The organism is Acinetobacter guerrae, from assembly GCF_009372255.1.
In the GTDB taxonomy this organism is placed as follows: Bacteria; Pseudomonadota; Gammaproteobacteria; order Pseudomonadales; family Moraxellaceae; genus Acinetobacter; species Acinetobacter guerrae.
The window spans coordinates 170,825-171,105 of the sequence record NZ_LXGN01000007.1 but is presented as its reverse complement, the minus strand read 5'-3'; the positions used below and the strand labels follow the sequence as shown (position 1 = coordinate 171,105).

Here is a 281-nt window from a genome sequence, read left to right as displayed (position 1 = left end):
ACCGGAGGCACAGGTGGAACAGGAGGTACAGGTGAAACGGGTGGAACCGGAGGCACAGGTGGAACAGGAGGTACAGGTGAAACGGGTGGAACTGGAGGTACAGGCGAAACTGGTGGAACTGGCGGTACAGGTGGAACCGGGGGTACAGGCGAAACTGGTGGAACCGGAGGTACAGGTGGAACTGGAGGTACAGGCGAAACTGGAGGTACAGGCGAAACTGGTGGAACTGGAGGTACAGGTGAAACGGGTGGAACTGGAGGTACAGGCGAAACGGGTGGAAC

1 protein-coding gene is annotated in these 281 nt (G+C 58.7%); it reads left to right on the top strand.

Translation table 11 applies throughout. The annotated features are described in order from the left end of the window. Nucleotides 1-281 (top strand): hypothetical protein (locus tag A7A69_RS06340; RefSeq protein ID WP_187349181.1); only part of this gene is annotated, 281 nt, incomplete at both ends.